Source organism: Paraburkholderia eburnea, assembly GCF_002917095.1.
Lineage (GTDB): Bacteria > Pseudomonadota > Gammaproteobacteria > Burkholderiales > Burkholderiaceae > Paraburkholderia > Paraburkholderia eburnea.
Window position 1 is genome coordinate 286,710 of record NZ_PQGA01000006.1, and the last position, 22,952, is coordinate 309,661.

The 22,952-nt window shown below is 62.1% G+C and carries 22 protein-coding genes and 1 pseudogene; 8 read left to right on the top strand and 15 right to left on the bottom strand.

The window, feature by feature from the left end:
- Positions 1 to 37 precede the first annotated feature (37 nt).
- The 12 genes and pseudogenes from B0G62_RS14670 to B0G62_RS14725 form a co-directional block, all read right to left on the bottom strand.
- Positions 38 to 1,405 carry a vWA domain-containing protein gene (locus tag B0G62_RS14670; protein WP_167401254.1) on the bottom strand — a complete coding sequence of 456 codons (1,368 nt, stop codon included), beginning with the start codon at positions 1,403 to 1,405 and terminating at the stop codon, positions 38 to 40.
- 32 nt (positions 1,406 to 1,437) lie between these two features.
- The gene (locus tag B0G62_RS14675) at positions 1,438 to 1,911 is read right to left on the bottom strand and encodes a TadE family protein (protein ID WP_103704923.1); all 474 of its coding nucleotides are present in this window, start codon (positions 1,909 to 1,911) and stop codon (positions 1,438 to 1,440) included.
- Complete coding sequence (locus tag B0G62_RS14680; RefSeq protein WP_146055288.1) at positions 1,908 to 2,405, bottom strand: TadE/TadG family type IV pilus assembly protein; 498 nt, start codon at positions 2,403 to 2,405, stop codon at positions 1,908 to 1,910. The genes B0G62_RS14675 and B0G62_RS14680 overlap by 4 nt, the downstream gene beginning before the upstream one ends.
- Positions 2,406 to 2,422: 17 nt before the next feature.
- The gene (locus B0G62_RS14685) at positions 2,423 to 3,406 is read right to left on the bottom strand and encodes a type II secretion system F family protein (protein ID WP_103704925.1); all 984 of its coding nucleotides are present in this window, start codon (positions 3,404 to 3,406) and stop codon (positions 2,423 to 2,425) included.
- 58 nt (positions 3,407 to 3,464) lie between these two features.
- Complete coding sequence (locus tag B0G62_RS14690; RefSeq protein WP_103704926.1) at positions 3,465 to 4,442, bottom strand: type II secretion system F family protein; 978 nt, start codon at positions 4,440 to 4,442, stop codon at positions 3,465 to 3,467.
- Between the two features lie 43 nt (positions 4,443 to 4,485).
- Positions 4,486 to 5,850, bottom strand: coding sequence for a TadA family conjugal transfer-associated ATPase (locus tag B0G62_RS14695; RefSeq protein ID WP_103704927.1), 1,365 nt, complete (start codon positions 5,848 to 5,850; stop codon positions 4,486 to 4,488).
- Positions 5,837 to 7,048 (bottom strand): CpaE/TadZ family protein, encoded by a 1,212-nt coding sequence (locus B0G62_RS14700; RefSeq protein WP_103704928.1) that lies wholly within the window; start codon positions 7,046 to 7,048, stop codon positions 5,837 to 5,839. The genes B0G62_RS14695 and B0G62_RS14700 overlap by 14 nt, the downstream gene beginning before the upstream one ends.
- 58 nt (positions 7,049 to 7,106) lie before the next feature.
- Positions 7,107 to 7,427: a hypothetical protein gene (locus tag B0G62_RS14705; protein WP_103704973.1), complete on the bottom strand. Its 321-nt coding sequence runs from the start codon at positions 7,425 to 7,427 to the stop codon at positions 7,107 to 7,109.
- 23 nt (positions 7,428 to 7,450) lie between these two features.
- A pseudogene (locus B0G62_RS14710) lies at positions 7,451 to 9,124 on the bottom strand (type II and III secretion system protein family protein); the annotation flags it as partial.
- Positions 9,125 to 9,218: 94 nt separating this feature from the next.
- A complete protein-coding gene (gene cpaB, locus B0G62_RS14715; protein ID WP_103704930.1) occupies positions 9,219 to 10,040 on the bottom strand; it encodes a Flp pilus assembly protein CpaB in 822 nt (273 codons plus the stop codon).
- 54 nt (positions 10,041 to 10,094) lie between these two features.
- Positions 10,095 to 10,634, bottom strand: coding sequence for an A24 family peptidase (locus B0G62_RS14720; RefSeq protein WP_103704931.1), 540 nt, complete (start codon positions 10,632 to 10,634; stop codon positions 10,095 to 10,097).
- Positions 10,635 to 10,717: 83 nt separating this feature from the next.
- A complete protein-coding gene (locus B0G62_RS14725; RefSeq protein ID WP_103704932.1) occupies positions 10,718 to 10,888 on the bottom strand; it encodes a Flp family type IVb pilin in 171 nt (56 codons plus the stop codon).
- Between the two features lie 967 nt (positions 10,889 to 11,855).
- Here B0G62_RS14725 and B0G62_RS14730 point away from each other — a divergent pair.
- The 5 genes from B0G62_RS14730 to B0G62_RS14750 all read left to right on the top strand — a co-directional run bounded on the left by B0G62_RS14730 (position 11,856) and on the right by B0G62_RS14750 (position 17,115).
- Positions 11,856 to 13,103 (top strand): glycosyltransferase family 87 protein, encoded by a 1,248-nt coding sequence (locus B0G62_RS14730; protein WP_103704933.1) that lies wholly within the window; start codon positions 11,856 to 11,858, stop codon positions 13,101 to 13,103.
- A gap of 73 nt (positions 13,104 to 13,176) precedes the next feature.
- Positions 13,177 to 14,238 carry a glycosyltransferase family 2 protein gene (locus tag B0G62_RS14735; RefSeq protein ID WP_103704934.1) on the top strand — a complete coding sequence of 354 codons (1,062 nt, stop codon included), beginning with the start codon at positions 13,177 to 13,179 and terminating at the stop codon, positions 14,236 to 14,238.
- A gap of 200 nt (positions 14,239 to 14,438) precedes the next feature.
- Positions 14,439 to 15,776, top strand: a complete 1,338-nt coding sequence (locus tag B0G62_RS14740) for a sigma-54-dependent transcriptional regulator (RefSeq protein ID WP_103704935.1) — start codon at positions 14,439 to 14,441, stop codon at positions 15,774 to 15,776.
- 193 nt (positions 15,777 to 15,969) lie between these two features.
- Positions 15,970 to 16,476 (top strand): MarR family winged helix-turn-helix transcriptional regulator, encoded by a 507-nt coding sequence (locus B0G62_RS14745; protein WP_103704936.1) that lies wholly within the window; start codon positions 15,970 to 15,972, stop codon positions 16,474 to 16,476.
- Between the two features lie 318 nt (positions 16,477 to 16,794).
- Positions 16,795 to 17,115, top strand: a complete 321-nt coding sequence (locus B0G62_RS14750) for a hypothetical protein (RefSeq protein WP_103704937.1) — start codon at positions 16,795 to 16,797, stop codon at positions 17,113 to 17,115.
- A 349-nt stretch (positions 17,116 to 17,464) separates the two neighbouring features.
- Here the strand turns inward: B0G62_RS14750 and infA are convergent, their stop codons facing one another.
- Together infA and B0G62_RS14760 are read right to left on the bottom strand one after the other, a co-directional pair.
- The gene (infA, locus tag B0G62_RS14755) at positions 17,465 to 17,725 is read right to left on the bottom strand and encodes a translation initiation factor IF-1 (protein WP_103704938.1); all 261 of its coding nucleotides are present in this window, start codon (positions 17,723 to 17,725) and stop codon (positions 17,465 to 17,467) included.
- A gap of 444 nt (positions 17,726 to 18,169) precedes the next feature.
- Entirely contained in the window at positions 18,170 to 18,373 is a 204-nt protein-coding gene (locus B0G62_RS14760) for a cold-shock protein (RefSeq protein ID WP_027817624.1), read from the bottom strand.
- A 390-nt stretch (positions 18,374 to 18,763) separates the two neighbouring features.
- On the opposite strand from B0G62_RS14760, the gene B0G62_RS14765 reads away from it, so the two are divergent.
- From B0G62_RS14765 to B0G62_RS31650, 3 genes are all read left to right on the top strand, one after another.
- Positions 18,764 to 20,068 (top strand): sensor domain-containing diguanylate cyclase, encoded by a 1,305-nt coding sequence (locus tag B0G62_RS14765; RefSeq protein ID WP_103704939.1) that lies wholly within the window; start codon positions 18,764 to 18,766, stop codon positions 20,066 to 20,068.
- Between the two features lie 53 nt (positions 20,069 to 20,121).
- A complete protein-coding gene (locus B0G62_RS14770) occupies positions 20,122 to 20,379 on the top strand; it encodes a hypothetical protein (RefSeq protein ID WP_103704940.1) in 258 nt (85 codons plus the stop codon).
- A 74-nt stretch (positions 20,380 to 20,453) separates the two neighbouring features.
- On the top strand, positions 20,454 to 20,606 hold the full coding sequence (locus B0G62_RS31650) for a DUF6496 domain-containing protein (RefSeq protein WP_167401256.1): 153 nt from the start codon (positions 20,454 to 20,456) through the stop codon (positions 20,604 to 20,606).
- A 76-nt stretch (positions 20,607 to 20,682) separates the two neighbouring features.
- Here the strand turns inward: B0G62_RS31650 and katE are convergent, their stop codons facing one another.
- Positions 20,683 to 22,791, bottom strand: coding sequence for a catalase HPII (gene katE, locus B0G62_RS14775; protein ID WP_103704941.1), 2,109 nt, complete (start codon positions 22,789 to 22,791; stop codon positions 20,683 to 20,685).
- Positions 22,792 to 22,952: the final 161 nt, after the last annotated feature.

Consider the following 22,952-nt stretch of genomic DNA (forward strand, 5'->3'; position numbering starts at 1 on the left):
TAAGCCGCGCATCTCTGCCCCTCGCACGCTCAGGCAATCACGTAGCGTTCGGTGGTATGAGGCGCGCCTTGGTCAGGCTATACGCGATACTCGAAAAAATCTGGTTCAGGCTTTGGGTGCTGCTCGCATTCGTGCAGGTATCCGAGTAGAAGTCGGCCTGACTGGTCGCAATCGACTGCATCGTCCCGCAGGCCGTGAGCGTGTCTGCGCCGTCACCGCATGACGGCGCGCTCGCGCTCTCTCCGCCCAGATACGCCACGGTGTATACCGTCGTGCCACTGCTCTTCGCGGTGCTCGCCACGTTGATCGCCGCCTGGCACTCGCTGCCGTAGACATAACTCGATCCGCCGGATTTCCCGTAGACGTTCCCCAGCTGCGCCGTAGTCGCTGTCGCGATGCCGTCGCTCAACAACACGATGGCGTTCTTTCCTGCTGGATTCTGGCCGCGCGAAAAACTCGTCAGTGCGGCATTGGCCGAAGCGATCGCTTGCGCGTAGAAAGTGCCCAACCCGCCTGGCGCGCTGATGCCGCCGCACTTGCTCGATGCGCCGCCCAGCGCCTGCACGACGCCCGAAGCGGTGCTGAGCTGTCCGCCACTGAGGTATCCGCCGCCCAACGGCGAAATCTGATAAGTGGCGTTCGAACCTGAAGCGCCCACCGCCGAATAGCCGTTCTGTCCCGTCGAAACCACGCCCGGTTCCGTCGACGAGCAAGAGAAGCTGTAACCCGACGAAGAAGGGCTGATCGGCGGAAACACCATCAGGCCGACGTTGTCGCCCGCAAGCGATAGACCGGCCAGCAGTTGCAATGCGCCGGCCTCGGCGCACGCCAGCCGCGTCAGCGTCACGCCGCTCGAATTCTTGCAGTGGCTGTCGGTCGTCGTCGCCATCGACCGCGTGGTGTCCAGCACGATCATGACGTTGTACGGCGCGGCGCCAAAGCCCGCTCCCGCTCTCGAGGTCGCCGAAATCGTCTTGCTATTGATGCCGAAGATCCGTGCAAAGAACAGCGGCACATTCGCCTGCTGCATAACCTGAATGCCGTTGTACGTCGATACAGCCTGTGACGCCGGCAGCGGCACGCTGCTCCCGCTCAACGCGAGCCCCTGAACCGTCGTGCTCGTGACCGTCACGCCGTTCGGCATTGTGTTGTTGCCTTGCCCCGCCGCGTAAGCCCTGGCGTCCGCGAACGCCGTCGCTGACGCGCTCTTCCACAGATCCATCGCACCGGCCATCGCGGCGGCGTCGGTGCCTGCCTGCAGACGCCGCTGGCTGAATGCGATGTACCCGATATCGACCGACAGCGCGGCAAAGCCCAGCAACACGATCAATGACAGCGCAACCATCACGGAAACCGCGCCGCGCTGCGCCTTGCGTCCCGAATGACGGCCCAGGTATCGATTCATGATATTCCCCGAGATAGACGTTTTCTTGTGCTTCACTGCACGCGCGCGACCGCCGTGGTGCTCAGCGTCGATGGCATCGCGGCGATGGCGAAAATCGAGCCGCGCAACAGCGGCGTAAAAGTGTACGCGACCGTGATAGTGGCGGGTTGTCCCGACGCATTGGTCAACGCCGTCGAGCACGACGTATCGCTGCTGCACTGCGTACCATTGACGGACGTGGTGAGCGTCAGATTCTGCGATTTGAGCCATGACGATGACGATGTCATCTGTGTCTGCGTCGAACTGTAGGGCGTGGTCGTGCCGCGCTGGAACGCAAAGTTCTGCGCCGCCGCCGACGCCGCGCTCGCGACCATCACGGAATTCCCAAGCAGCCAGCCGAACTGCGCGATTCCGAGCGCGATGGCAATCAGGATGGGGGCCGCCAAGGCTAATTCGACGGCCACCACACCTTTCTGGCGTTTGCGTTGCACGGCGCCCTCCCTAATGTGATTAGCACAGCGGCTCATTGCACGGCCACCGATGCATTCGCGCTCATGGTCGACGGCATGATCGAGCCGAGGCCGAAAAGCGAACCACCGAAGGGCGCCGCGAATTGGTAACTGATCGACACACTCGCCAGCGTTCCCGCCGCGGGCGGCTGGCTGAGCGTACCCAACGCCGTGGCGCAGGTGGTATCCGCCGTTTTGCCACTGCAAGTCGTGGTGGCACCCGATCCGACGACGGCGATCGTCACGGTCTGGGTGCCGGACAGACTTCCCGTCGCGGACGACACGGCTCCCGCAGTATCCGTATAGGGCGTCAAAAAACCCCGTTCCGATGCCAGCAAACGCGCACCCGCCGACACCGCATTATTCAGGACGACGTAGTTACTCATCCACCACCCTGCCTGGACGATGAAGAACATCATGAATAGCAGCACCGGCAAGCCGAGAGAAAACTCCACTACCGCCGTTCCCCTTTGGGGGCGCCTCAGGCGGCGCATGACCGCAATCGTGTTCACTTTTGCTCTCCCCGGCCTTAACCGCCGCCGCCCGGCAGGCTCGGCAGCAACGTGCGATAAATGTTGATGAACGCCGGCCCGGCAAGCACCACCATCAGTGCCGGGAAAATGCAGAACAGCAACGGCACCAGCAGCTTGAGCGAGATCTTCGCGGCCTGCTCCTCGGCCCGCATGCGCCGCCGCGTGCGCAGCGTATCGGAGAGCACGCGCAATGATGCACCGATGCCGGTGCCAAATCGATCGGCCTGAATCAGCAGCGTGCTGAATGATTCGATATCCTCAACGCCTATACGAAGGGAGAAGTTGCGCAGCGCCGTCGCCTTCGAAAAACCCGAGCGCAATTCCAGCAGCATCAGTTCCAGTTCGCTCGCGACCACCGGGCTGCCAAGCTGGATTTCCTTCGCGACTCTCATCAGCGCGGCGTCAAGACCCAGACCGGCTTCGACACACACCGTCAACAGATCGAGCGCGTCCGGGAAATCCTCGAAAATCGCGCGTTTGCGTGTGCTGACGCGTCGCGACAGCACCAGGTTCGGCAAGTAGAAGCCAAACGATGCGAGCGCAACGAGAATCATCCAGAACAGGGTCGTGCTGGTCTCGACCGAGGTTCCGACCAGCCAGACGAGCGCCGGCAGCGGCAAGAGGAGCGCGAGCATGGTCTTGGCCGCGAAGAAGACCGCGACCGCATTGGGCGTGCGCCAGCCCGCGTTGACGAGCTTCAGACGCGCAACCGAGCCTTCCCAGCCTTCCTTTGGGATCGACAGCTTCGAGATGGGCTGCGAGATTTCGACGATCGTTTCGAGCCATTTGCTGCTTTCCTCGACTTCGGGCTGCCCGGCGTCAGGCGACGTCTTCGACGAATCGAACCGCGTAGCGCCCACCTGTTCGATGCGACGACGCTCCTTCGTTGACAACGCATGCATCGACGCCAGCGCGACAAGAAAGACAACGGCGAATACCCCGGTCAGCATCGCCAGTTGAGTCATGTTCAGCGTTTGCATGTTGTCTCCTCGCCTCTGCGGACTGCTGCACGATATCAGCGCACATTCACTCTCACATTCATACGCGCAACGCCACGACTCGCGACATCCAGATGACGCCGACTGCCATGCTCGACAGCGCCGCCACCATCATCTTCAGGCCCATCGGGTCCTGCCACAGCACCTGCAGGAAGCCGGGGTTCAGGAACATCATCAGCGTGCCGACGATGAACGGCAGCAGGCCGAGTATCCAGGCGGACAGCCTGCCTTCTGCGGAGAGCACACGAACCTTGTCGAACAGTTTGAAACGCTCGCGTATGAGCACGGTAATGCCGTCGAGCACCTCGGCCAGATTGCCGCCGGTCTCGCGCTGGATCAGCACGGCGATCACGAAATAGCGCAGATCGCGAATCGGCACGCGCATCGCCAGATTCGCAAGTGCCTCATTCAGCGAGACGCCGTAGTTGATTTCGTCGAAGGTGGTGCGAAATTCCCCGCCCATCGGTTCGGCGAATTCAGTGCCGACCATGTCGATCGCGAGACTGAATGCGTGTCCCGAGCGCAGTGCGCGTGCCAGCATGTCGCACGCTTCGGGCAACTGCCGCTCCAGTTGACGCAGCCGCCTGGCGCGCCGCCCGCGCACATAGAGAACCGGCAACGACGCCGAGAGAAGCGCGAGCATTGCGATGACCAGCAGCGGCGCCTGCGTGAACAGGGCGAGCGAGAAGACGACCGGCGGAATGACCGCGCACGTCGCCACGAGCCGCGCCACCGACCATTGCATACCGGCCTGCCGCAGGAAATGGTCGATACCCCGCACACGCGGCAGCAGCATCAGCGCACGCTCGAACGGCGTCGAATCGCCGGGCAGGCGCTGCTTCAGAATCGACAGACGCTCGCTGTCGAGCGGCGCGCCTGCGGAAATCGCCCGGATACGCGACTCGACGCGGCGCGCCACCGGGCCGTGACGGCTGTTCCACCAGATATACGCGCCCTCCATCGCCAGTACCACCGCGACGAACAGCAGAACGACAGTCGCATAGAAGATCGGGCTCATGCAGGTCTCCGCTCACAAAGGCGACGCAACGCGATGATTCGGTTCATGCGGCTTCGAAACGCCGCGCCGGGTCGTAGGTCGCGTCCGCCAGGTGGACGCCAAACGCCTCCAGGCGTTCGGAGAACCTGGGCCTTACCCCGGTAGCGTGGAAGGCACCGCGCACGTTGCCATTCGTATCGACACCGCTGCGCCGGAACGTGAAGATCTCCTGCATATTGATCATGTCGCCTTCCATGCCGGTCAGTTCCGAAACGCTAATGATCTTGCGCCGCCCGTCGGTCAGGCGCGCCACCTGCAACACCACCGTAATCGCCGAGGCAATCTGCTGGCGCATCGTCTTTGGCGGCAGCGCAAGACCGCCCATGCCGATCATGTTTTCGAGGCGCGTGAGCGCGTCGCGCGGCGTATTCGCGTGAATCGTGGCCAGCGATCCTTCATGGCCCGTGTTCATCGCATTGAGCATGTCGAGCGCTTCAGCACCGCGCACTTCGCCCAGGATGATGCGATCGGGCCGCATACGCAGCGCGTTCTTCACTAGCGTGCGCTGGGTGATTTCGCCGCGTCCCTCGATATTCTCGGGACGCGTTTCGAGCCGCAGCACGTGCGGCTGGCGCAATTGCAATTCCGCGGCATCTTCGATCGTCACGATGCGTTCGTCCACGGGAATGAAGCCCGACAGCAGATTGAGCAAGGTCGTCTTGCCGCTGCCCGTGCCGCCCGAAACCAGAATGTTCACCTTCGCGCGAGCGAGTCCGTCCAGCACGTCCGCCATCGGCGGCGTGAGCGTCTGAAGCGCGATCAGGTCGCTGACCTGCAAAGGCGTGGCTGAAAATCGCCGGATCGAAATCAACGGCCCATCCACGGCCGCCGGCGGAATGATCGCGTTCAGACGCGAGCCATCGGGCAGACGCGCATCGACCATCGGGCTCGATTCGTCGATACGGCGGCCTACGCGCGACACGATCTTTTCGATCACTTTCATCAGGTGGGCGTCGTCGTAAAACGTCACCTCGCTCAGTTCGAGCCGCCCTTTACGCTCGATGTAAATCTGGCTGCCCGTATTGACGAGAATGTCCGAGATCGTGGGATCGCGCAGCAGCACTTCGAGCGGACCAAAGCCGAACATTTCGTCGTAGACGTCGCTCACCAATTGGCGTCGCTCAAGATCGTTGGCCGGCACCTTTTGGTCTTCGAGTATCCGCGCGATGAGCGTCGCGATTTCCTGGCGAACCTGATCGGATGGCAAGCGCGAGAGACGCTCCAGTTCGACACGATCCAGTACCGCCTGATGAATGTCGCGCTTGAGCTTCTGATAAGCGGCGCGCAGCAGACCGGCCGATCCGTTCTGCGATTCGGCACGTTCGACAAGCGGTGCGCGCTGTGCGCTGATGTGCTCACGAAGCGACATGGCGGGCTCCAGACTGGACGACGTCGCCGCGCAGACGCGCGAACAACGATCTGGTCTTTGGTTTTTCATGCGCCGGCGCGGCGGCATTCCCCGCGATCTGCGCGGCAATGTCCTGGAGGCTGCGCGTGACGCTCCCGCTACCCGCTTTCGCAATCGGCATCCCCTGGTTGACTGCCGCAAGCACGGCGCGCGCGTCTTCGGGAATGACGTGGTTCGGCTTCATTCCAAGCACCTGTTCGAGCGCTGCGCGCGTGCGTTCGTCATGGCGCGTATAGCGGTTCAGCAGCAGACGCAACTGGTTCGGCGCGTAGCCGAGCGAAACCAGAATCTCCAGCAACCGTCGTGCGGCACGCACGCCCGGCATGGTGGCCTGCAGGACGAGGTGAATCTGCGTGCTGCGATCGAGCGCGAGTATCGACAAAGGATTGAGCGTCTGCCCGACATCGACAATCACGAAGTCGTAGCGCGGCACCGCCAGGCCGAGGATCCATTCGAACCGGTCCACCTTGATGTCGGCCGCTTTGACCGGATCGCCCGCGCCTGCGAGGATGTCGAAGCTGTCGCTCACATGCACGACGCTCGCGCCGAAGAACGCGCCGTCCATGCGCTCGACCTGCGCGCACATTTGCGGCAGCGTCGAAGGCGGCGTTTCGTCGGTGACGAGAAACGCGGCATCGCCGAATAGCTGGCAAAGATCGACTAGCAGCACACGCTTGCCGCGCTGGGTCGAAAGCGCATGGGCGACGTTGCTCGCGATGAAACTCGTGCCCACGCCGCCCTTGCAGGAAACAAACGACACCACCTGGGTCTCGCGCGCATTACGCTGACTGTGTTGTGTCTGCGCGCGCAGCAGCGCGTCTTCCAGCGAGTGCCGATCGAGCGGCCAACCCAGCACGTCGCGAAAGCCCGCGCGCATCGCCGCGATCACGGTATCCGGCGACGCGTCGGGCGCGACCAGGATGCAGGTCAGGTGCCTGTGCTCGCGACAAAGGCGCGCCGTGGACGTGAGCGAGACATCGTCCAGCGACGGCGCATCGACGATCAGCATATCGAACAAATCCAGGCTATCTCCTCGTTCCAGCAGCATGGCCGCGTCGCCGACTACGCGGGTCGTCCGATAGTTGCCGCATTCACCGACCAGATTCACGATCTGCGCGAGCCTGGCGGAGTCTGTCGAGAGGGTGAGAATGTCGATCATGGCGTGTACCTTTGTTCAGATGCTTCGTCCGTCATCGGTCCGATCGTAACGATCCGTTCTACTGACCACCTGAGCTTCCCCCGCCACCCATGCCGCTGCTCACGCCGATCGTGTAAGGGTTCGCAGAAACCGGCGGCGCGGAAAACAACTTGTCGTACTGGGTCATCGCCGAAACGGCAGACTGGCCGTCGACGCCCGGCGTCGATGGGTTGTTCTCGCCCGCGTGCGGGTCGATGATCTGGGCCTGCGAACTGGCACGCACGGCCTCGCCGAAGTGTGCGTCCCAGACCGGCGTGCTGGTCATGCAACCGCCGAGCGCAGTACAGACGGCCGCCAATGGCATGAGCAAGCGAGCGATGCGAAGGCATTCGAGTTTCATGAGATTCCCCTTTTTCATCACTGCTTGAGTGCGCCGCCGGCTTGTGCAGCTCCATCAAGCGAGGCGCCCGCGACGTTGGCAGGCGCGCCGATAGCAGCAGCCGGTTGCGTGCCCTGAACTGGCGCGGCAGGCGTGGCTGGCGTGGCGCTTGCCCCGTTCGCACGCGCGGCACCTCGTCCTTCCATGTTGCCGGTCGCGTAGACATCGGCTTCGTTGGGCGTCACGAAGCTATCCGTCGGCAACGGCGGGTTCGACGTCGGCAGCGGCTTGACGAGATGCGGCGTGATGACGAACACGAGTTCGGTGCGGTCCTGCTGGAATGACGTGCTGCGCAGCAACGCACCGAGGACCGGCACCTCGCCGATTCCCGGTAGTGCTTTCAGCGAGCCCGTCACGTTGTTCTTGATGAGGCCGCCGATCGCGAACGATTCGCCATCATTCATCTGCACGGTCGTGGACGCGCGGCGCGTCGTAATCAGCGGCAGAATCGACACGTTGCCCGCGTTGGCCGCGCTCAGGGTGACGCCGGTAGAAGACAGTTCGGAGACTTCCGGCGCGACGCGCAGATTGATCTTGCCGTTGCCGAGCACCGTTGGCGTGAACTTCAGCCCGATGCCGAATTCCTCTTGCTGCAGGATGATGGAGCTGGACGTGCCGCCGACACTCTGCGGCACCGGAATGAACACTTCACCGCCCGCGAGGAACGTGGCCTCCTGGCCGCTGATGGTGACCAGGTTCGGCTCGGCGAGAATCTTGACCAGGCTGTCGGTCTTTTGTGCATCGACGGCAAAGGACAAGGGCTTGTTGTTTGCTTTGCTAAAGCCGATCGCGCTGGACACGCCCGCCAGCAGGTTACTCACGAGTGCGCCGGTCCACGAGCCGAAACCGCCCTGGATGTTGACCGCCGCGCCCAGTTGATCGATCAGCGTTTTGTCGACTTCCGCGACTTTCACTTCGAGCATGACTTGCTGGGGCGAATCGACGCTCAGCATATTGAGCACGCCGCCCCCCTTGCCGTCGCCGCCGGCGGCATGCGTACTGTAAACCTTCGCAATTTCGACGATCTGCTGCGCCGCTTGCGCGGTCGATACGCGGCCGGACAGCACGAGGTTGTCGCCTGCCGTCGATACGCGCACGTCGTGCTCATTCGGCAGCAGTTGCGCGAGCGACGACATCAGGCCGCCGGCATCGACGTTGACGACGACGTCGATGATCTGGCACGAGCCACCGCGTCCCTGCACGATCATATTGGTCGTGCCCACGGACTGGCCCACGAGATAGAGCGTGCGCGGCGAGAGCATGGTTGCCTGCGCAACGGCCGGGTTGCCGAGCGTGCGGTTGAGCACCGGCTCGCCGAGCGGCACCAGCATCGACTTGCCCAGCGGCACGACGACCGTGTTTTCGCCACGGATCGGTCCCGTGCAATTCGGGCCGCGCAGCGGGCCGTTGGACACCGCTGAAGGCGCCGTTGCATTGGCCGGAACCGGCGTCATGCTGATGGTCATCTGCACAGGCCCATGCGCGAGCGCCGTGGGCGCGGTGACCGTCTTCGCAGCTTGCGTATTCTCGTCTCCGTCCGTCGCGCAGGCCGGCTGGGCGATCAGCAGCCCTGCGCTGACCCACGCCGTCACGGCAGCGGCAAGCGGTTTGCGACGCAGGCCAGGGCGCAGCGACGGGTGTTGCAGTGCTGTATTCATGACGGATTGCCCCCGATTCATGTCTGTCTGTTTGTTGTCGAGCTTCTTAAAAGCGCGCCCGGTCGCACGCCAACGTTGCCTCATTCAGCCTCGGTCAGAAGCACTCCTGAGTGCTCGTGACGCCGGAGATGACGCCGATACAGTCGCGCTTCGGCGCGTGGTGCGAGGCATAGCGAACGCGGGTCGACTTCACTGGCTCCGCCGTCGCAGCGGGCGCGGCGACACCCAGCAGCGAGTCCTTGGTCGCGCCGTCCGTGGTCAGCCGCTTCTCGTCCACCTGGTTGCGCAACACGAGTGACAACGTGCCGACGCTGCGCGCAAGGTCGAGTTTCTCGGCCTGTTGCGGCGTCACTTCCAGCGTGACGGCATCGACCACCTTCGGCGCCGTGTCCTCGCGGCTGACCTGCTGCGCGACTGCCAGCACCAGGATCTTCTCAAGCACCGTTTTGGAAATGCTCAGTTGGTCTGTTTTACCAGGCTCCTGGGTGTTGACAATCACGTCCACGTAATTACCAGGCAGTGCGAATCCTGCCACGCCGACTACGTCGTTGACACGCACGGTGATTGCACGTTTGCCATCGGCGATCACGGCCGAGAGTCCGCCCTTGGTGCCCACAGGCGCGAGCTGCCCCTCGATCACCGGCGCCCCCTTGGACACGCTCGAGCGCACGACGCGGCCTTCCAGCAGCTTCGCGTCCTTGAAGACGCCGGCTGGCACGCTACCCGCCGGCCAGTTGATCGTATGGACCATGTTCGCGTCGATCGGCTCGCCGAGGCTGAGGTCCTGCGTGGCGACCGCCACTGACGTGACTCCGTCCGCCGAAGTCTGCACGAGCCAACGAGATGCCGAAAGCGCGGCCGCCAGGCCCGCCACCAGGGCGACGACAAACATGACCACTGCACGACTGTTCTTCATGGCAAAGCTCCTCGTTGATGGCGGCGTAGCGGCCGTATGACCGCGAGGCTGCGGCTAGACCGCGGCGAACAACACCCCGATCGTTGCGCCCGCAATGGCCACGCCATAGGGCAGCGTGCCCAGCGGAGCGGCTTGCGCCTGTGGCGCGACGCCGATCCACACGGCGTTCGGCAGCCAGCGTGCACAGCTTTTGTGGATCAGGCGCATCAAGTCCCTTGACCTGCCCCGCTTCACGATCACGGCGATCGACCACACGCCGCCGATCAAAAGCGTCACAAGTACGATATGCAATGCGAAGGCTGGCCCGACCCAGGCGCCGATCGTCGTCATCAACTTGACGTCGCCGGCGGCCATCCCACGCACCAGATAAAACGGCAATAGCAGCGCGAAGCCGACAAGCGCGCCTTCGATCCAGGCTGCGCCGCCACTTCGCGGGCCGAGCAACCAGACTTGCGTGATCAGGGCGACGATCAGACCGCCCAGCACGATGCGGTTAGGAATGCGCCGCGCGACGAGATCCGTGCTGGCCGTCACGATGGCCAGCACGACCACGCACAGCGGAATGGGTTGCGCTGGAAGGTGTTCGACAAACATCGCGTCCCTCGTCTCGTGTTCGATGCCCGTGCCCAGGAGGAGCGGACGAATCGCGAGCAGCGATTCGTCCGCCGCCTCGCAACTCAGATCGAATCGCCGATCGTGTTGAAAGCGGTCGCGATCTTGGTGCCGAGCGACGTGACAGCCGTGATGATGGCGAGTGCGATCAGCGATCCGAGCAGCGCGTATTCGATAGCGCTGATGCCGTCTTCGTCGCGGATGAATTGGCTTGCCTTGGCGATGATGTTCTTCATGACCAGCTCCATTAGGATGACTACATAAATCCCTTGCCGAAATGGCATGAGGGGTGAACGACTTCGAGTGAGCGCAAAGACCTGGCGAACAGGCTCAACGCGGCATGACGGTCCCACCCGGGCAACCGGACGACTGTGTCGCGGCTACCGGAATGGCGCACATCGCAACAGGAGGCGTCATCTGCAACGCGACGCCGTTGGGTGTGTGAAGGTGTAGAGTCCGCCGTGCGGCCAGCGTCCAGCGTCTGGGCGCGCAGCGGCGAGAAAGGATGAAGCGTGTAATGGCCCCGTAGCCCATTTTTATACCCCGATTTAACTCGCCTTCTATTCGCATCCGGTCTATGCCGGTGCTGAGCCTCAAGCCGGTGGAACCTGTTTCTTCCGCGATACCGCCGACCTGCGTAACCAGTCCAAGGCAAAGTCCGGGCCAACTCCACAACTAGCCCGAAAACACTGGCTCACGGGCGAATCGGCAATATTTTCCTGGTGATGGCCATCAATAGAAAATGTTACTGATCTGATACATCGGCTTTGTGGTGACGCGAACCCGTCGATGCGGCTAGAACCTTTTGCATGAAGGGCTTCAGCCTATCTTCTAAGGACTTTCCCCAGGCTCTAGTCGTACCGGTTTGCACACCCTTCCAGGCCACCCTGGCGGGAAGCCGGTCTAGGTTGATGCAACACTGAAACATCGCGCCGGCTTTGGACCGACACAAAAGGTAGAAACCGGCGAGGGTCCACCCTTGGCCCGAACTGGTGGAATGTGCTGGCTTGTATCGCGCCTCGTTTTCTACACATAATCAATTGAGTGGACGCACAGGCGTATTGGACCAACCCGGGATCAAACCGGGATCAGATCGCCAGACCGTGCGATTGCACGATCAGTAAATTGAAAGACAGCGCTAAATAATTAGCTCGACCGGAGTACAAGCTATTCCGGATCGGCGGTTCTTTCGGGGGCGGGGCAATGGAATTACCACTTCGTTCGGCGCGCAGCGCCGGGAGTCGCGTGCGAGGCTGGCTAACGCATGATCGATTCATTTTGTACAGCGTGGCGTTGTGCATACTCTACGTCGTCTTTCTAGGATTGTGGGCGCGCGTCACGCACGGCTTTCTGGCGGCGGGAACGGCCAGACCGGCAGGCGACTTCGCAGTCTTCTGGAGCGCATCGCACGTCATGCTGCATGGGACGGCGGCGCAGGTCTATAACTTCACATCCTTCTCCGCTGCGGAAGCGGCATTGTTCGGCAGCTTCGGGAAGGACTCGTTCCTGCCGTGGCTTTATCCACCGACCTTCCTCCTTCTCATCACGCCGATAGCGCTTTTGCCCTTTCTGCTCTCGTATCTGCTCTTCGTCGGCGCGAGCCTGCTTGCCTACATAAAAGGCGTGCTCGCGGTCTCGCACCTGGCCCGCTGGAGCGGCAACGCCCGCCTCGCCGTCCTGTTGCTGGTGACCTCGCCTTGCGTGTTCGTCACCACGCTGTTCGGGCAGAATTCGCTGCTCACCGCCTCGCTTGCCGTCTTCGCCGTGCGCTGGGTCGAGCGCTATCCCGTGCGTTCCGGCATCTGTATCGGACTGCTATGCATCAAGCCACAGATGGCAATGATTTTCCCGTTCGTGCTGATCGCCACGCGTGCGTGGCGCGTCTTCGCCAGCGCCGCGGTGACCACCATCGTCTGTGCGGGCCTGAGCGTCGTCGTCTGCGGCGTACCGACAGTCAAGCTCTCGTTTCTCGCGGCGGATCTCGCACGCCATGTCATCCTCGAACATAGCGCTAACTTCTGGCTTGCCTCGCCGACATCGTTCGCCGCGCTGCGGCTGGGCGATGTGCCGCTGCCGATTGCCTGGCTAATCCAGGGCGCCGTGGCCGCGCTGGCAATCGCATCGGCATGCCATATCTGGCGAAAAACGCACGACGCCGGCGCGCGGGCCGGCATCCTCGCGCTGGCCACGCTGATTTCCAACCCGTATGTGTGGCACTACGAACTGGCATGGTTGGGACTCACGCTCGCCTGGCTGCTAGCCACGGGGCTGCGTGCCGGGTGGCTGCGCGGCGAACAAACGGTCATCGTGCTGGCGTGGCTGTTGCCGCTATACGAATTGTTCAATCGCTATACGCTATTGCCGCAAGTCGGCCCCATCGTGCTGCTGCTCGTACTACTGATCGTCCTGCGCCGCACGCGCGAGCCGGAAGTGTCGCTAGCGACCGTCTGATCGAATCAAGAAGTACAGTAATCAGCACCCAAAGACGCAGCCTCGCGCCGCGCAAAGCTGAACCGGGGGAATCATGAGCACACGTACCAGCAGGCCGCTTGTTTCGATGGTGGTGCCGTTCTACAACGAAGGCGAAGCCGTCGAACGCTTTTTCGAGGAAATCGTGCCGGTGCTGGAAAGCATCGCATCGATACGCTTCGAGATCGTCTGCGTCAACGACGGCAGCAGTGACGCCACACTCGACAAACTCGTCGGCGCGAGCGCAAAAGACGCGCGCATACGCGTAATCGACCTCACGCGCAACTTCGGCAAGGAAGCCGCACTGACGGCCGGTATTGACGAGGCGTGCGGCGACGCGGTGATTCCGATCGACGCCGATCTCCAGGATCCGCCCAGCCTCATTCCGGTGATGATCGGGTACTGGCGCGCGGGCGCCGATGTCGTGGCCGCGCGACGCACCAACCGCGCCTGCGATACGTGGACCAAACGCACGGCTGCCGGGCTCTATTACCGCGTGCATAACGCGCTCTCCGATGTGAAGCTGCCCGAGAACGTCGGGGACTTCCGCCTGATGGATCGGGAGGTCGTGAACGCCCTGCGGCGGCTGCCCGAGCGGCGGCGTTTCATGAAGGGCCTGTTCGCCTGGCTGGGCTACCGGACGGTGATCGTCGATTACGAGCGCGAGGCGCGCAGTGCCGGCCATTCGAAATTCTCCGGGTGGCGGCTCTGGAATTTCGCGCTCGAAGGCATTACCAGCTTCAGCACGGTGCCGCTGCGCAGCTGGACCTATATTGGCCTGAGCATCGCGGCCGGGGCCTTTCTTTACGGCGGTTTTATCGTAGGGCGCACGATGCTGTTCGGCAATCCGGTGCCGGGCTACGCATCGTTGCTGACCGTGCTGCTTTTCATGGGTGGCATCGAGCTGGTCGGGATTGGCGTAGTAGGCGAATATGTCGGGCGTATTTACCACGAGACCAAGGGGCGCCCGGTTTATCTGGTTCGGCGGCGATATCAGGCGAGAAACAAAGTGAGCACCCTGCCGATCAGGCGATCCGGCGCGCGCACTGAACAGGTCGTCAAGCTGGACTTTGCGCGGCGGCGCACCACGGCGCGTGCACGCACGGCGGGACGCTAGCGTTGCGTTAAATTTAATGTCATATCAGCAGTACAGGGGCAACAAACCCTACGCTAAAAGTTGATGCGGTTTTGATCTGATTGAAAGTGCCGCGGCCTTGAATTAAGGTAGATCTCAGTGTGGCACTGCACAAAATTCGAGCATCACCGGGTAAACACGGTGGGTTGTCGAGTGAGCAGGCCAAATGGTTCGGGGGGAACATGGATACCTTATCGGCTTCATTGCCGGCGGAGCGCGCGGTCCTGTACGTGTCCAGCAATCCGGACAGCCGTATCGTCGAATTGCTGACGAAGGCCGCATGGCAGGTTGTCCTGGTGCCCACGGACACGGAAACGGCGCGCGTCACGATCGCGAAGGCCGCGCCGCGAGTCGGCCTGATCGAGTTGCCGCATAACGCCACGCCTGAGCAACTGAGCGCACTGCAAAAGTGCCTGCGGCGCGCGAAAATCACGTGGATCGTGCTCGTTCAGCCCGGTCAGTCCGATGCGGCCGCGACCCGTCAGTTCATCCTCGATCACTGCTACGACTTCATCACGTCGCCCTACCCCGAGCCGAGCCTGCTGTTCGCCATCGGCCACGCCTATGGCCTCGCGACGCTGCGCGATGCGTCGAGCGCCGCTCCCGACGAAACGAAGCGCGTGACCAGCCGTCGCGCGCCCGGCCAGTTCGACATGATCGGCGAATGCGAATCCATGCAGGAGCTTTACCGCGGCATTCACCGGTGTGCGCGCACGGCTGCGCCCGTTTTCATTTCCGGCGAGTCCGGAACCGGCAAGGAACTCGCTGCACGCGCGGTTCACAACCGCTCGGCGCGAGGGCGTCAGCCCTATGTCGCCATCAATTGCGCGGCCATTCCCACGACGCTGCTGCAAGCCGAATTATTCGGCCACGAGCGCGGCGCATTCACAGGCGCGTTGCAACAGAAGATCGGCCGCATCGAATCGGCGGCACACGGCACGCTGTTTCTCGACGAGATTGGCGACATGCCTTATTCGTGTCAGGCGGTCTTGCTGCGCTTCCTTCAGGAGGGCACCTTCGAGCGCCTTGGCAGTAATACGCCGATTAAAGTGGACGCCCGCATTATCTCGGCGACCCATGTGGATCTGGAAGCGGCCGTGGCGCAAGGAAAGTTTCGCGCCGACCTCTATCACCGGCTTTGCGTGCTGAAAATCACCAATCCACCACTGCGCGAGCGGGATACGGATATCGAATTGCTCGCGCAACATGCGCTTGCGCTTTACAGGAAGGAAGCACAGCACAAGATACGCGGCTTTTCCGCCGATGCGCTGGTGGCGCTGCGTCAATACGATTGGCCCGGCAATGTGCGTGAGCTATTCAACTGCATCCGTCGCACCGTGGTGATGGCCGAAAGCCCGATTATCACCGCTGCCGACCTCGGCTTGCAGGTGTCGCCCGAATCGCTGAGCGACGCGTTAAATGAAGCGCAAGCGCAGGCACAAGTACCGGCAACGACTTCGAAGGTTACGACGAATAGCGCGAGAAAAACGGCACGTTCCCGTTCTGCCGTGCACGCGTGAGAAAGACCGCATCAAGGCGGGGAGCGCCTGCGCCGTCGCAAAGATCCGGGAGATTTTCTAACGCGGTCTTTAGAGTTTGGGTATTTATCTGCGTCACATCCTGCAGCAATAACTCACGACGCCATCAGGCTGCCTGATATATGCAGTAAAATGCGATCTGATACCTACACATCTAAACCGCCTTTGATCGCCAATGGCCAGAAAATCCACCGTCGCCCCCGCCTCGACCCCAGCGAGTACACCGGCACTGCCAGGCGCCGAAGCTACGCGGCGCGCCATACCACCCATGCGCCTGAGCTATCTGATCGGTCAACTTGACCGCGTCATTTCGCGGCGTCTTGCCGAGGCGCTCGTACTACACGGCCTGACGCTTCCGCAATACACTGCCTTGTCCGTGCTGCGCGCGCGTGGCCGCTCATCGAATGCACAGATCGCCGAGCGCTCGTTCATCACGCCGCAATCCGCCAATGAGGTCGTGAAGACGATGGAGGCCAACGGCTGGGTCGCACGAGAGTCCGATCCGATGAACCGGCGCGTTGTTCTGCTTTCCTTGACCGAGGCGGGAAAGACACTGCTTGATGCCTGCGACCAGGCTGTCGATCAGGTCGAGCGCGCGATGCTAGACGACGTTGCCCCGGCTACTGCGCAAACGCTTCAGTTGTTGCTGCACACCTGCGTGCGCAATCTGCGCGCAGTGTAAAAACTGTCTGCATTGCTAACTTGTTGCGGCGCATCGTGAGCAGCGCATCAATCGCCGCCACCACCGTTGCCGGAATGCTCGCGGCGATCACCGCGGGCGTGCGCCGTACTCGCGTCCACTGCGTCTGCCGCCATACACATACAAACAATCCTCTTCATTGGATCGCCGTAATTTTTATGCAGCACTCCTCTTTTATTACGGTGTATCGATAACCCTCGTTTTTTTCAATGCGCGCGGCACGCGGGATGCGCATATTGGGTTCAGACAGGCAGCAGTCGCCTGCGTCGATATTTCAGTCTATTTATGGAGGAACGGATCATGATGAAGGCAACCAGCACCCTGATCGCAGCGCTTGCCGCACTCGCGCTGTCCGGCGGCACGTTCGCGCAGTCGAGCGGCGGCACTGGCAGCGGCTCGTCGAGTCATGGCGCGACGGCCAACCCGGCGATGAACCAGATGAACGACACGTCGAGCGGCTATGGCATGCCGGGCGCGACTAATTCGGACGCGGGCTCGGGCATGACGTCGCCCAATTCGATGCAGCCGAACGGCATGAACAACAATTCGACGCCAACCCCTGCGCCGAAGACCAATAACACGCTTGCGACCCCATCGGTGGTGTCACCCGTTGGGCATTAATCGCAAACAGGCACGATAGTCGCGAATGCCCACCTGCCCGCCTGCGTCACCCGCCCCGGCATCGTTCAAACTTTGCGCACGCGGCAAATGAAGCGCATCAAGACAAGACGGATTACCCGCCCGCGAGGAGATTCTGAATGGGGAGTGCAACGGGGAACAAGAAGATGGGCAAAACACGTCCAACCGTGACGCTCACGGACGAACGATCCTGCACACAATGCGAGCCATCAAGCCAGATTCGGCTCCCGACTGACATTGTGTGGCAGCAAGCGGATGAACACGGTGCGCGGCGCGCAGCGGCACCTGAGTGGCGCGCTCGAGCGCATCCGTGAACAATCGGCCCGACGCGTTACCGGCGGCGCATGGCGGGGCGAGGTGCTCCGCTGCTCGCATCCTTGTGCCGGAAGTTGATGCGGCCCTTGGTCAGATCGTAGACCGACAACTCGAGCGTAACCCGGTCGCCAGCGATAATACGGATGTGATTCTTACGCATGCGGCCCGATGCGTACGCGTTCACAACAACGCCGTTCTCCAGCGTGACGCGATACTTGCTGTCCGGCAGCACTTCGTCGACGACACCGTCGAGTTCAAGCAGTTCTTCCTTCGCCAAATCCAATCCTCCTGAAATACACAATGCCGCGCTCACGCGCAGCGCAGATAGTGACCCCGAACAAACGCCATCGGCCAGGTCCTGATGCACCACTGGCGACCCTGAAGGCCGGCAACATCCGCAGATACAGTCGGGAACAGGAAACGACGTGGCCCTCGGCGCGCCAGAGTCAGGCGATCCGACACCGCGACAAGCAATGTGCTAATGCACAGGGCAATTCGTGCTCTTGATGAGCCAACCGGGGACACGGATCGTCGGCGTTCGCCTGAGCCAATCCGCAAAGACGAACATCGAGCGCGTATGCCCGCAGGGTGTCCGGTCTGCGAGCGCAGTGGACACCAATGCGGGACACACGAGATACGCGTGGCATACGCCGCCACGGTATGAGACAGGGCATTCGCGCCGCCGATGGGACGAACCCAAGGCGGCTGCGTTGCAAACAGCTTACAGCGGGGTGATGTTCGAAGCCTGGAGGCCCTTCGGACCACGCTTGACTTCGTAGCTGACCTTTTGGCCTTCAGCCAGGGTCTTGAAGCCCGTGCCGCGCACTTCCGAGAAGTGTGCGAACAGGTCGTCGCCGCCCTTGTCCGGAGTGATGAAGCCAAAGCCCTTGCTGTCGTTAAACCATTTGACGGTACCGGTTTCCACTAAAAAATCCTCAAAAAACTGAATAAAAACACACACGCCCCCGAAAGGGCGATACAAAAATCAAGCGGGATAGGTCAACGAATGCCGCGAATCGCAGCAAATGGTGAACAGACACAGCTAGAAAATTAGCAGATTGAACTTACGCGCTATTTGGCATCCCGTCAAGCACTTTCGTTGCCGCTCGCCCTATCCTCGACAAGTCCGGCCCTCAAAGCCGCGCGGCACCCACAAGAAACCAGGCGATCGTTTGCGGCCCCTTACCCGTTGGCGGCGATCGCATCGAGCAGCTTTCAGGCTATTCGGGCCTGAAAGCTGCGGTAAATCGGCTTATGCAACAATACCTGAGGAACGTCCGACGGATGGCATGTAACGCTCTTGCAGGATAAGTGCATGACCGAATCGCCCCCCACATCGCCTGAACGCGTTGAAAGCACCGCAGTGGGCATCGCCATCATCCGGCGCGATGCACACGGCGATTGGGTCGCTAACGTCGCGAATCGGCAATTCTTCAACCTGGCGGCGCAGGCACAACGAACCGACACTCCCGCGCTGCCGGTTTCCGTCAGAACGCTGGTGCCGGCCGCCGCATGGGCGGGGTTCCGCGACGCGCTCCACGCGTGCTTCACCCTTCCACAGGCCAGCACCGCAGAACAGGCTGGCATCGCCCATGACGGCGCGCACTGCTGGCGCTATTCGCTGACACCGCTTGCCCGCGCAAACGACAGCGCAACCCCGCTGGAAATTCTCGCCACCACCGTAGCGATCGCACCGGCGCTCCCGAACAGCGCGCTCGCGCAAACAGCCAGTGCCTCGCGCTATCGCGCGGTGGTCGATTCGGCCTATGACGCGATCGTCACGATCGACCAGTCGCACAACATCACCCTGTTCAATCGCGCGGCGGAGAACCTGTTCGGCTACACGGCCGCCGAAGTGCTCGGTCAGCGCATCGAGACCCTATTGCCCGAAACAGCGCGCCCGCATCACTCACGCAACGTGCGAAAGTTCGCCGAATCGCCGCTCACGGAGCTGCGCCCGATGAACCCGCCGCGCATGGACGCGAGCAACAGCGTGTTCGGGCGGCATCGCGACGGTTCGATCATCCCGGTCGAGATCGCGATTTCCAGAATCGATGTGGACGGCCACACCGAATTCACCGCGGTCGTGCGCGATATTACCGATCGCGCGCAACTCATGGACCGCCTGAAAAAGCAGGCCGTGACCGACGCGTTGACCGGCCTGCCCAATCGCCGCGAGTTCCTGGAGTTCGTCGAGAAAATACAGCGCACTCAGGTTGCGCTCTCGGTGTTCATTCTCGACATCGATCACTTCAAGGAGATCAACGATAACTACGGGCACGACGTCGGCGACGAAGTGCTCTGCGTACTCGCGAATATCGGCGTCGACCAGACCGGCGAACCCGGCGTGTTCGCCCGTTGGGGCGGCGAGGAATTCGTTGCGGCGCTGCCAGGCGCCGATGCCGCGCAGGCGTACAGCATCGCCGAGCGGTTGCGCCTGCGCTTCGAGCGGCAGGATTTCGAGCACGCATGGCGTCTCAAGCCGATTCCTTTCACCGTGAGCATCGGCGTCGTGACGCGCAAGGCCGGTGAGCACAACGTCGAAGCGCTGATGAAACGAGCGGATCGCGCGCTCTACCGCGCGAAAAAGTCGGGCCGCAATCGGGTGGAGATCGGCTGACGGGCACGGGATTCGCGCACGCCACCAGAGTGTGCAGCGAACCGGAGACAGCCATGAAGGCGTTTGATTACCGCGCGGTCCGTGCCGTGATGCGCGTTGCGGCGCTTGCGCTGTCCAGTGCGGCTGCGCTTGCACAGGCGCAGCAGTCACAAGACACGCCGCAAGCCTCGCCGATGGTCAAGCCACCCACAGCGGCTTCGGGCGCCGCAAGCGCGACCAATCCCGACAACATGCCGGTCAAGAAGCCCCAACAACCCACCAACGACCGCATGATCCGCAGCGAACCCGCGAGCGCCGCCAAGGCGAAGTAGCGTGGCGTGCATGACTGGCGCCGCGGGCACGCGCGCTGCGCAGTCATAGTCGTTGTTCACATGGGAGAAAGATCATGCCGCTCAGCAAGGGAAAGTCTCGCGAAGCGATCTCGAAGAACATCAAGACAGAGGTGAAGCAAGGGAAGCCGCAAAAACAGGCCGTCGCGATTGCATTGAACGAGGCGCGCAAGTCCGGCGCAAAGATTCCAAAGAAGCATTCGAAATAGGCTACGCGCCGGTAGTATCCCGAACGGTCCCGGAGGGTCGGCCGCGCTTTTGCGCGGCCGGGTCCGTTTGACTACATCACGCTGGCACCCCTTCGGCGAGCGCCGCGCGCGACCACACGCGATGCTGCCCCGCCGTTTCGATGAACGCTTCGATCACCCGCCTGAGATCGGCCGCATCGCCTTGCGCCACGCCATCCGCGCCATCGGGCAATTGCGCGGCGTTCAGCAGCAAACGCCCGGTATCCACCGCGCCGATTGCCTTCAGATGCTTGAACGCTTCATTCACGAAGTGACGCGCGTCGCCCGACTGCACGAGCGCCTGCGCCGCCTGCTCGCCGCCTGGCACGAAAACGGCATCGAACATCACCGAAGGCATGCCGGCGATGGTCGCGTCGGGCACCAGCTTGCCGATGGGTTCCAGCGTTGGCGCGATCAACAGCGCGGTCGCGCCCTCTTTGGCGAAGGCGTCGCGTAGTTGCTGGATCATGGCGGCGTCGCCCCCAGGCGCGCTCAATAGCGCAATCTTGCGCGTCGCAATGCCCGGCTTTGCGCAGTTGAGCAGACTCAGCGCGGGCGACGATTCCGGCTTCGGCTTACCCAGTTTGCTTCCCGCCTTTGGCTTGGGCAGTCCTAGCGCCTGAGCGACTCGCGCAGCCAGATCCGCATCGATATTCGCGAGGATTGCGTTCACCACGCGCTCGCGTATTGCGGGCTGCTTGACCTTGCCGAGTTCGAACGAATACGCCGCCAGAATGTGCGCTTGCTCCGGCTCCGACATGCTCTGATAAAACATCGTCGCCTGCGAAAAATGGTCAGCGAACGAGTCGCTTCGCACACGGATCTTCGTGCCGTCCATTCGCTCCTGATAGCTCTCGAAGCCGCCGTCCTTGGGCGTGGTCTCTTTTGGCCAGCCCTCGCCCACGGAATTCGGCTCGTAAGACGCCTCGCCGACGTTGATGGTCTGGCGGTGCATCCCATCGCGCTGATTATTCTGGAATGGACACACAGGGCGATTAATCGGAATTTCATGGAAATTGGGTCCGCCGAGCCGGCTGATCTGCGTATCGGTATACGAGAACAAACGCCCCTGCAACAGCGGGTCGTTACTGAAATCCATGCCTGGCACGATATGGCCAGGATGAAACGCCACCTGCTCCGTTTCGGCGAAAAAGTTGTCCGGATTGCGGTTAAGCGTCATTTTGCCGATCAGCTTGACCGGCACCAGTTCTTCCGGAATCAGCTTGGTCGGATCGAGCAGATCGAAACCGAATTGATGCTCGTCGGCCTCCTCGACAATTTGCACCCCCAGTTCGTACTCCGGATAATCCCCGCGCTCGATGGCCTCCCATAGATCGCGCCGATGAAAATCGGGATCCTTGCCCGCGATCTTCTGCGCCTCGTCCCAGACGAGCGAATAGGCACCCAGCACCGGCCGCCAGTGCCACTTCACGAAGCGCGCGCGGCCTTTCGCGTCGATCAGGCGAAACGTGTGCACACCAAAGCCTTGCATGGTGCGCAGGCTCTTCGGAATGGCGCGATCGGACATTGCCCACATCACCATGTGCGCGCTTTCCGGCACCAGCGAGACGAAGTCCCAGAAGGTGTCGTGCGCGGTGCCGCCCGTGGGCATTTCATCGGGCGCCTCGGGCTTCACGGCATGCACGAAGTCGGGGAACTTGATCGCGTCCTGAATGAAGAAGACCGGCATGTTATTGCCGACAAGGTCAAAATTTCCCTCCTCCGTATAGAACTTGGTGGCGAAACCGCGCACGTCGCGCACGGTGTCGGCCGAGCCGCGCGGGCCTTGCACGGTGGAAAACCGTACATAGACGGGCGTGGTTTGCGCGGGATCCTGCAAGAACGCCGCGCGCGTGATCTTCGACTGGGATTCATAGACCTGGAAATAACCGTGCGCCGCCGAACCGCGCGCGTGCACGATGCGTTCGGGAATGCGCTCATGGTCGAAGTGCGTGATTTTCTCGCGCATGATGAAATCTTCGAGCAGGCTTGGGCCGCGTGGGCCCGCACGCAGACTATTCTGGTTGTCGGCGATCTTCACGCCCTGATTCGTGCGCAGCGCTTCACCGTCGGCGCGCACGCGAAACGGTTCGAGACTTTGCGATTTGGCGTCCGGACTGCCGGGATCAGCAGGGGTCTTGTTATGGGGACGGTTTCGATGTGGCATGGCAACTCCTGAGGGTTAGCCAGCCCACAGCGCAATCGATGTGCCGCCCAATGCTCAGCCAGAACCAAAGCGAAAACGCACGCAGACACTTTGCGCGAGCCGTTTCGCGCCTTGGGATACGGTATGGAAATTGCGCCTGAATCACCTGTTTGACCGCCAGC

Bases quoted from the DNA above. Each gene is read 5' to 3' on its own strand.
- B0G62_RS14670 (WP_167401254.1), bottom strand. From the start codon at position 1,405: ATGAATCGATACCTGGGCCGTCATTCGGGACGCAAGGCGCAGCGCGGC.
- B0G62_RS14675 (WP_103704923.1), bottom strand. From the start codon at position 1,911: ATGAGCCGCTGTGCTAATCACATTAGGGAGGGCGCCGTGCAACGCAAA.
- B0G62_RS14685 (WP_103704925.1), bottom strand. From the start codon at position 3,406: ATGCAAACGCTGAACATGACTCAACTGGCGATGCTGACCGGGGTATTC.
- B0G62_RS14690 (WP_103704926.1), bottom strand. From the start codon at position 4,442: ATGAGCCCGATCTTCTATGCGACTGTCGTTCTGCTGTTCGTCGCGGTG.
- B0G62_RS14695 (WP_103704927.1), bottom strand. From the start codon at position 5,850: ATGTCGCTTCGTGAGCACATCAGCGCACAGCGCGCACCGCTTGTCGAA.
- B0G62_RS14700 (WP_103704928.1), bottom strand. From the start codon at position 7,048: ATGATCGACATTCTCACCCTCTCGACAGACTCCGCCAGGCTCGCGCAG.
- B0G62_RS14705 (WP_103704973.1), bottom strand. From the start codon at position 7,427: ATGAAACTCGAATGCCTTCGCATCGCTCGCTTGCTCATGCCATTGGCG.
- cpaB (WP_103704930.1), bottom strand. From the start codon at position 10,040: ATGAAGAACAGTCGTGCAGTGGTCATGTTTGTCGTCGCCCTGGTGGCG.
- B0G62_RS14720 (WP_103704931.1), bottom strand. From the start codon at position 10,634: ATGTTTGTCGAACACCTTCCAGCGCAACCCATTCCGCTGTGCGTGGTC.
- B0G62_RS14725 (WP_103704932.1), bottom strand. From the start codon at position 10,888: ATGAAGAACATCATCGCCAAGGCAAGCCAATTCATCCGCGACGAAGAC.
- B0G62_RS14730 (WP_103704933.1), top strand. From the start codon at position 11,856: ATGGAATTACCACTTCGTTCGGCGCGCAGCGCCGGGAGTCGCGTGCGA.
- B0G62_RS14735 (WP_103704934.1), top strand. From the start codon at position 13,177: ATGAGCACACGTACCAGCAGGCCGCTTGTTTCGATGGTGGTGCCGTTC.
- B0G62_RS14740 (WP_103704935.1), top strand. From the start codon at position 14,439: ATGGATACCTTATCGGCTTCATTGCCGGCGGAGCGCGCGGTCCTGTAC.
- B0G62_RS14745 (WP_103704936.1), top strand. From the start codon at position 15,970: ATGGCCAGAAAATCCACCGTCGCCCCCGCCTCGACCCCAGCGAGTACA.
- B0G62_RS14750 (WP_103704937.1), top strand. From the start codon at position 16,795: ATGATGAAGGCAACCAGCACCCTGATCGCAGCGCTTGCCGCACTCGCG.
- B0G62_RS14765 (WP_103704939.1), top strand. From the start codon at position 18,764: ATGACCGAATCGCCCCCCACATCGCCTGAACGCGTTGAAAGCACCGCA.
- B0G62_RS14770 (WP_103704940.1), top strand. From the start codon at position 20,122: ATGAAGGCGTTTGATTACCGCGCGGTCCGTGCCGTGATGCGCGTTGCG.
- B0G62_RS31650 (WP_167401256.1), top strand. From the start codon at position 20,454: ATGCCGCTCAGCAAGGGAAAGTCTCGCGAAGCGATCTCGAAGAACATC.
- katE (WP_103704941.1), bottom strand. From the start codon at position 22,791: ATGCCACATCGAAACCGTCCCCATAACAAGACCCCTGCTGATCCCGGC.